The organism is Wolbachia endosymbiont of Drosophila baimaii (genome assembly GCF_028982185.1).
GTDB lineage: Bacteria > Pseudomonadota > Alphaproteobacteria > Rickettsiales > Anaplasmataceae > Wolbachia > Wolbachia pipientis.
The window spans coordinates 1-7,772 of the sequence record NZ_JAPQLE010000196.1 but is presented as its reverse complement, the minus strand read 5'-3'; the positions used below and the strand labels follow the sequence as shown (position 1 = coordinate 7,772).

General features: G+C 37.1%; 7 protein-coding genes and 1 pseudogene. 6 read left to right on the top strand and 2 right to left on the bottom strand.

What is annotated here, in order from left to right:
* A pseudogene (locus OZD66_RS05765) lies at positions 1–184 on the bottom strand (hypothetical protein); the annotation flags it as partial.
* A 228-nt stretch (positions 185–412) separates the two neighbouring features.
* On the opposite strand from OZD66_RS05765, the gene OZD66_RS05760 reads away from it, so the two are divergent.
* The 6 genes from OZD66_RS05760 (at position 413) to OZD66_RS05735 (ending at position 7,249) form a co-directional block, all read left to right on the top strand.
* Positions 413–1,819 carry a cytochrome ubiquinol oxidase subunit I gene (locus tag OZD66_RS05760; RefSeq protein ID WP_182366435.1) on the top strand — a complete coding sequence of 469 codons (1,407 nt, stop codon included), beginning with the start codon at positions 413–415 and terminating at the stop codon, positions 1,817–1,819.
* Positions 1,812–2,834, top strand: a complete 1,023-nt coding sequence (cydB, locus tag OZD66_RS05755) for a cytochrome d ubiquinol oxidase subunit II (RefSeq protein WP_182366433.1) — start codon at positions 1,812–1,814, stop codon at positions 2,832–2,834. The genes OZD66_RS05760 and cydB overlap by 8 nt, the downstream gene beginning before the upstream one ends.
* 166 nt (positions 2,835–3,000) lie before the next feature.
* On the top strand, positions 3,001–3,885 hold the full coding sequence (era, locus tag OZD66_RS05750; protein ID WP_182366390.1) for a GTPase Era: 885 nt from the start codon (positions 3,001–3,003) through the stop codon (positions 3,883–3,885).
* The gene (locus OZD66_RS05745; RefSeq protein ID WP_012673253.1) at positions 3,878–4,699 is read left to right on the top strand and encodes a 3'-5' exonuclease; all 822 of its coding nucleotides are present in this window, start codon (positions 3,878–3,880) and stop codon (positions 4,697–4,699) included. The genes era and OZD66_RS05745 overlap by 8 nt, the downstream gene beginning before the upstream one ends.
* A gap of 207 nt (positions 4,700–4,906) precedes the next feature.
* Positions 4,907–6,919 carry a WD0745 family porin gene (locus OZD66_RS05740; RefSeq protein WP_182366388.1) on the top strand — a complete coding sequence of 671 codons (2,013 nt, stop codon included), beginning with the start codon at positions 4,907–4,909 and terminating at the stop codon, positions 6,917–6,919.
* 111 nt (positions 6,920–7,030) lie between these two features.
* Positions 7,031–7,249: a TA system antitoxin ParD family protein gene (locus OZD66_RS05735; protein ID WP_182366386.1), complete on the top strand. Its 219-nt coding sequence runs from the start codon at positions 7,031–7,033 to the stop codon at positions 7,247–7,249.
* On the opposite strand, the gene OZD66_RS05730 is transcribed toward OZD66_RS05735, so the two are convergent.
* Positions 7,212–7,454, bottom strand: a complete 243-nt coding sequence (locus OZD66_RS05730; protein ID WP_182366384.1) for a WPE palindromic element domain-containing protein — start codon at positions 7,452–7,454, stop codon at positions 7,212–7,214. The two genes, OZD66_RS05735 and OZD66_RS05730, sit on opposite strands and share 38 nt — an antisense overlap.
* Positions 7,455–7,772 lie beyond the last annotated feature (318 nt).

Below are 7,772 nucleotides of genomic sequence, written 5' to 3'. Positions count from 1 at the left end.
TCAATAGGTTACTTATAATCCTAACTATAGTTAGCCTTTCATAAGTAGCGATGCAACAAAGCCATCCCAGTGTCAAGCACTGGGATGACATCATAGGGACACTGGAATGACACCATAGGGGCACTGCCGTCATAAAGGAACCAGTGTCAGCTACTTGGATGACAGCTAGCCTAACAACCGTCATCCCGCTACTTGTTAGCGGGATCTGGAGATACCGTGACGGTATGACAAGGAAGAACAGTTGCATTCCTGCACAATTTATTCTCATGACAAAAACGTCTTAACTTTTTCTCTACTTTTTCTGAGCAAGGTCACTAGTTGACATGGTATCTTGTTAAAATATTTTTTGAAAAAATGGATTGAATTATAGGTAGATTTGGCTATTATTTGTAATACATGGGTATTGGATAAAATGTTTGAATTTAGTTCTGTGCTGCTAGCTCGAATTCAGTTTGCCTTCACAATAGGCTTTCGCATTATATTTCCTGCTTTCACGATCGGGCTTGCAAGTTTTCTAGCCTTTTTGGAATGGTGTTGGCTTAAGACTGGTGATACACGTTTCCGTGATGTTTATAAATTCTGGATCAAGATTTTTGCTGTTGCTTTTGGCATGGGAGTGGTATCTGGAGTTGTAATGTCATATCAACTTGGTACCAATTGGTCGGTTTTTTCTGACCGCATAGCCAATGTTCTCGGCCCTCTATTTTCCTTTGAGGTTTTAACAGCCTTTTTTCTGGAGGCATCTTTTTTGAGTATTATGCTATTTGGATGGAATAGAGTAAGTTCTCGTATGCACTTTGCTTCTACTTGTATTGTTGCAGTGGGAACGCTTATTTCAGCTTTTTGGATTATTGCGGCCAACAGTTGGATGCAAACACCCGCTGGATTCACGATTGGTGAGAATGGTCTCCTATATCCAACCAATTGGTTAGAGATTATTTTTAATCCTTCTTTCCCTTATCGCTTTATTCATATGGTAACAGCAGCCTATCTTACAACAGCTTTTGTGGTTGGTGGTGTAGGAGCATTTTATCTTTGGAGAAAACGACATGCTCCTCAAGCAAGAATTATGCTTGGTATGGCAACCATTATGGTAGCTTTAGCTGCACCATTTCAGCTGTTCATGGGAGATAGGCATGGATTAAATACACTAAAGCATCAACCTGCTAAGATTGCTGCAATGGAAGGTATATGGGAAACCGAAAAAGGGGCTGGCTTACTTTTATTTGCTTATCCGGATCAGCAAAATGAAATTAATCACTACGAGATAAAAATTCCTAATCTTGCCAGCTTGATCTTAACACATGATTTTTTAGGAGAAGTAAAAGGATTAAAGGAATGGAAAAAAGAAGATAGACCACCTGTAGTATGGGTATTCTGGTCCTTCCGTATAATGGTTGGAGTTGGAATTTTAATGATCATAATTGGGTCAGTAAGTGTTATACAGTATCTTCGTGGCAAATTATTCCAAAGTTGTTTCTTACATGGATGGTGGATATCAATGATGCCGTCTGGGTTCATAGCGTTACTTGCAGGTTGGTTCACTACTGAAATTGGTCGTCAACCTTACACTGTATATGGAATTATGCGCACAATTGAATCATTTTCACCTGCGATTACCGGTCCTCAGGTTGCATGGTCTTTGATTGCATTTATCGTTATGTATACCCTTATATTTGGAGCAGGCAGTTACTATATCCTGAAACTTATATACAAAGGAATTCCTGTCATTAAAGAAGAAGAGCAATTTTATAAACACGGTATTGGAGCTTCAGTGATTGATGCTGGTACATCTGGAAAGGGCAACAATCATGTTTGATTTTTCTTCCTTAATTAATTTACCCCTAATCTGGGGACTACTAATTGCCATAGCTGTTTTACTGTATATTTTAATGGATGGGTTTGATTTAGGTATTGGTATTTTACTTCCTTTTGCACCGTCAGATAAATGCCGTGATCACATGATGAGTTCAATTGCACCATTTTGGGATGGAAACGAAACATGGTTGGTACTAGGTGGTGGAGGGTTGTTTGCTGCTTTTCCTCTTGCATATTCAATATTAATGCCTGCTTTTTATATTCCAATCATTATTATGCTGCTTGGCCTTATAGTGCGCGGAGTATCCTTTGAGTTTCGTTTTAAGGCAGAAGGAAAATACAGGCAATTATGGGATTATGCCTTTCATTTTGGGTCACTTGGTGCTGCATTTTGCCAGGGCATGATTTTAGGCGCATTTATACATGGTGTAGAAGTAAACGGACGCAACTTTTCTGGTGGCCAATTTGATTGGGCAAGTGCTTTTAGTGTAATGACAGGCGTTGCTGTGATATTTGGATATGCACTTTTAGGTTCTACATGGCTCATAATGAAGACAGAAAATATAACACAAGAATGGGCACGCAAGGTTGCTTCTTATACGCTTGGTTTTGTAGGTATTTTCATGGGACTAGTGAGTGTAGTGACACCATTTTTAAATGAACGTATTAAAAACTTTTGGTTTAGTATGCCAAATTTTTATTATTTATTTTCTATTCCATTACTCACATCTTGGCTATTTTTCATGCTGTGGTTTGATCTTCAGAATACTAAACGGGAGTACCGTCCATTCTTTCTCAGTATTGCTATTTTTTTTATGGGATATTTAGGTTTAGGAATTAGTATCTACCCATGGATTATACCTTTTCAATATACCATTCTGGATGCAGCTGCTTCTGGGCCAAGTTTATCTTTAATGCTCATTGTTATAATACCGCTTTTACCAATCATTTTAACTTACACTGGTTATTGCTATTATGTCTTTCGTGGAAAATCAAATTATGAACACACATATTAAGGAGTTAGTGACCTTATGGTTAAAACGTTACCCTTAAATCAAGCAGTCGTTCTGGCAATGGCGTCAACTTAAGAGCCTTCATTAGCAAATCCTCCTATGGATTTTCTGACTTTTTGTCATATAAGTAGCTTGACGCTGACATTCAGTTTTCTTTATAATTTTCTTTGTGAAAGAACAAAAATGCTTATTTGTAACGATAGCTGGCTTACCAAATGCTGGGAAGTCTACATCAATTAACAGCATTATAGGCAAGAAAATTGCAATTGTCACCCCTAAAGTGCAAACAACAAGGACGCAAATAAGGGGTGTTGCAACATGCAACAACACACAAGTTGTCTTTACTGACTCCCCAGGAATTTTCTCAGCAGAAACAAAACTTGAAAAAGCTTTAGTCAAATCTGCATGGTCGGCAGTTAAGGATAGTGACATCACTTTGTTGCTTGTTGATGTAAGCAATTATTTGAAAAATATAGAAAGAATTAAGACTATATTTATGCGGCTGCAGCGCACAAAAGGCAGATGCATTTTGGTTATCAATAAAACTGATTTGGTAAAAAGGCCTGAATTAAAGATGGCGCATGAGCATCTGAATTTGCTTTATAAATTTGAAAAGGTTTTTATGGTATCAGCATTAAAGAATGATGGACTTTCTGATTTGATGAATTACTTGTCTGAAGTTGCATCGGTGAGCCCCTGGTTTTATGAAGAAGATCAAATAACCGATTCCTCGACAAATTTTTTATCAGCAGAAATTACGAGAGAAAAATTATTCTTGAACTTGCGTGAAGAATTGCCATACTCTACAGCTGTTATAACTGAACAATTTGAGGAAAAAAAAGATAAGAGTTTAGTCATCAAACAGATCATATTTGTGTTGAAAGATAGTCATAAGAAAATAGTGCTAGGAAAAGATGGCAGTAATATTAAAAAAATTAATATCGAAGCGCGTGCTGAACTAGAAAAATTATTTGAGTGCAAGGTACACCTCTTTTTATTTGTGAAAGTGCGACCTTGGATCGACCGTCCGGAGGAGTATATAGGCAATGCTTAATTCTTTATTGGTATTTGATATTGAAACTATACCAGATGTAAATTCCTGCAAAAATTTACTCAATATTAGTGATGATAGTAGTGTAGAAGAGAAGAGGGATGCATTAACAAAATATCATCTTGAAATAACAAACGGGCAAAACTCTTTTCTGCGTCAGCCTTTTCACCTTGTTGTAGTTATTAGTTTTTTACTTTGCAATATAAGCTACCAGAGTGGTTATGAGGTGTTCACACTGCAAGAAATAAGATCTGGAGGCACACTAAATTCCAGTGAAAAGGAGCTAGTGAAAGGATTTTTTAACTACATATCAGAGAAAAAGCCAAGATTAGTTTCGTTCAACGGACGCACTTTTGATATACCAGTGCTGAAGTATCGTGCTATGGTCCATGGCATTCAAGCAGAATATTTTCATAAAGCTGGCGATAAGTGGAATAGTTACAATCAGAGATATAGCAGTGATTGGCATTGTGATTTGCTTGAATCCCTCTCTGATTTTGGAGCTTCTGCGAGAGTAAAAATGAACGAAGTTTGTGCAGCATTTAATCTTCCTGGTAAGATTGGAGTTGATGGGTCACAAGTTATGGGCTTATACGATAGCGGCAAGATACAAGAGATTCGAGATTATTGTGAAACAGATGTAATTAACACTTATTTGATTTACTTAAGGTTCATGCATCATCAGGGAAGGATTACTACTGAAAGCTACAACAAAAGTGTGGAAGAGCTACTTTTAGAGTGCGAAAAAAAAGAATACCTAAAGAAATTTAAAGAAGAATGGCAAATAACTTGTGGTGGAAAAATTTTACTTCCATAGAATAAATAGTCGAGTTATAATGCACTAACAAGCGAACCTCTGTACTAAATTTTGGTTAATATACACGTTGAGCATATTAAGAAAGTTGCTTTTAAGGTATTGCATTTTACTTTTATTTTCGTTATAAGGTTGCTTTAAGTTGAATTTTCAACATTTTTATACTATTTACATTTAAGATATGATTTCGAAATTTTTTGGGGGCACTTCATGAAAAAGTCTATGTATACTAGAACTGCTCTAGTTTCTTTATTAACTTTATGTTCTTTCAGCAGTTTTGCAGCTGACTTTCCTGATGAGAGTATGAAGGAAATAAAAAAGCAAGAGAGCACAAAAACTTCTGGAAAAGCAGAAGTTATAAAAACATCAAATAAAAAACTGAAAGAAAAGATGGACAGAATATGTAATGCTGATCCAAGAAAAAAAGCTGAAGAGCTTAAGAAAAAAGAGGAGCTAAGATTAGCAGCCGAGCAGAAGAAAAAAGAGGAGATCAGGCTAGCAAATGAGAAAAAAGCAAAGCTTATAGAGGATTCAAAAGCGAAAGCTCTAAACGCTAAGAATTCTAATATAGAAAAAGGTAAAGTTTCAAAAACTAAGCGTTCTAAAGCTAAGAATGCTAAAGTTGAAGCTAAAGATGTAAAGAAGGGTGTACAAATTGTTAACAAAAATACAGAGGAAAAAGGTAAGGCAAGTCCTGTTGTTTCAGTTGGTGGAGTTGATATTATCGACACCAATCAAGGGCAAAGTAATTTAAGAATAACTTTTGGTGGTGTTGTTGATGCTCAAGGTTATGGTAAAGTTGGACCAAGTGGTAAAGAGTATGAACGTTATAACGTTATGCCAAACAGATCTACAGAGTATTATAATGCCACTCCAGATATAACAAGAGGAGCAAATCCAATATTCTATGAAGGAATAGGAAATATTGGTGATTACAGCAACGATATGGGTATGATTGCTGACGCGATATTGCACCTCAGAGCAGAAAATAAGAATGAAGATTTAGGTCTTCTTTATGGTGCTGACGTGCAGTTTCATGTTCCAGTGACCGAAGGTAAGGGAGCTTCACAGGGTGTTTATGCTGCAAAAGGCAGAAGTGCGCATGTGTTTGTTAACTCAAAATATGGTGACGTGAAGCTTGGTTACCAATTTGGTCCTGAGGCTCTGATGAGACTTGATGCAACAAGAATTGCAACTGTTGATGGAGCTGCAGATAGTGACTGGTTCAGAAAAGTGAACTTAGAAGGAAGCGCTGCTAGCTTTCCATTTTATGTAACACCACGTCTTTACACTGAAAGTTTTTCGAGTGAAAGTGAAAAATTCTCTTTCCGCATGGCAGGGAAATATAACAAAGGCGTTATGACTACACTGCCGTTTAGAGTTGCTTACTACTCACCAAATTATATGGGCGCAAGGTTTGGTGTTAGCTACTCACCTCGCTATGATAGTAGCTTGTTTACTGTAAAAGAAACAGTTCCTTTTGAGGAGGATAAAAATGGTACTAAGGTGATAAAGCATAAAGAAGAGATAAAGCATGTTGGTCCAGACTATGAGCACATAGTAAGTGCTGGTGCATCATATGAATATGACTTTGATAAACATAACATAAAAGTTAAAACTTCTGCAGTTGGTGAATATGGCTTTCCAAAGCAACCAAGTAAAGATAAGCATCTTTATAAGGAATTTGTGGAGTATAATGACCTGATGGGTGTTAATTTGGGTGTAAGCGCTGATTATAAGATTAATGAAGATCAAGGCGTAAAATTTGCTGCCTCTTTTGCATACTTGGGCAAATCTGGTCAACCGAAGGGTATTAAAAAATTAGTTGGTGATATCTATACGGAAATTGATGGTAAAGGTACTACTGATGATGACAAGAGAGTGAAAGGGCTGGAAGCTCAATTTGGTAAAGATAGTATAAACACCATGTATTGGACCGTAGGAGCTGGGTATCAACATGAGAATATCTACACAAGTTTGACGTACTTTGGTAGCAGAATGAATGATGGAGATATGCTTCACGATGGCGCACTTGGCGTTCAATATGATCTATCTCCTGCATGCAGTAAGAGCAAATTTGTTCCTTACGCAGCTCTTCATTATTTTATGACTAACGAGAAACAAAACGCAAATCATAAGATTACAAAAGCAGGTAGTACCACAGAAGAGGCACCTTCTAACCAAGGAATTCTCCTTCTTACTGGTGTGAAGTTTTCTTTCTAGCCAGCCAGTACACACCACAGTTAACTGTGGTGTGTATTTCCAGATGAAAATTTTATATTGAAAAAATTTCCAATATATGGTATAATGGCTTAAAGTAGAAGTAACAATATCATGGATATAACAGTAAGTCTTGATGGAGAATTTGAGGAAATAGTACAGTCCCATTCCATGTTACAAAATCGTTCCGTACCACAACAAATCGAGCATTGGGCTAAAATTGGTCAAGTTGTTGAAGATAACCCTGAGCTAAGCTATAACATCATTAAAGAGATTCTATCAGGTATTGAGGATGCTAAATTAGGCAATATTGAAGAGTATAAGCCTTTGTAGCCATATTCCATAAGTGCTCCTTTTCTATCGTCTCAGTGCCAATTTTTGTCATACCAGTATTTCTCTCCTTGTTATCCCAGCACCCCTCTCCTGTCATTCCAGTGCTTGACACTGGAATCCAGCTTTTGATCGAAAATGTTGTATAATGCACAATCAATTTTTCTGGATCCAAGTAGTCAAGGCACTGCCTTTGTCTTTGAGGCAAAACCGGCTATAACACTTAACATACTGCCTTTACAAACATTTGTTTGTAAAGCTGTATGTCAAGCACTGGAATGACACCCTATGGTCACCGGAATGACGCTTTATGGCTACTTAGATGATGAGAAAAGAACACACTGCCCTTATTCTACTGGCCGTATAGCTACTTTCAAATTTAATCAATTAAGCAGGAGGTCCCTATGCAAACCACACTAAAAATCATTTAGCTGGAGAATTATAGCTCTTTCCATAAAAGTCCGGATGTGATAGGATAAGGATAGATGATGATAAGGAGGTTGAATGCCAGCAGCATATAGTTATG

Bases quoted from the DNA above. Each gene is read 5' to 3' on its own strand.
- cydB (WP_182366433.1), top strand. From the start codon at position 1,812: ATGTTTGATTTTTCTTCCTTAATTAATTTACCCCTAATCTGGGGACTA.
- OZD66_RS05745 (WP_012673253.1), top strand. From the start codon at position 3,878: ATGCTTAATTCTTTATTGGTATTTGATATTGAAACTATACCAGATGTA.
- OZD66_RS05760 (WP_182366435.1), top strand. From the start codon at position 413: ATGTTTGAATTTAGTTCTGTGCTGCTAGCTCGAATTCAGTTTGCCTTC.
- OZD66_RS05735 (WP_182366386.1), top strand. From the start codon at position 7,031: ATGGATATAACAGTAAGTCTTGATGGAGAATTTGAGGAAATAGTACAG.
- OZD66_RS05740 (WP_182366388.1), top strand. From the start codon at position 4,907: ATGAAAAAGTCTATGTATACTAGAACTGCTCTAGTTTCTTTATTAACT.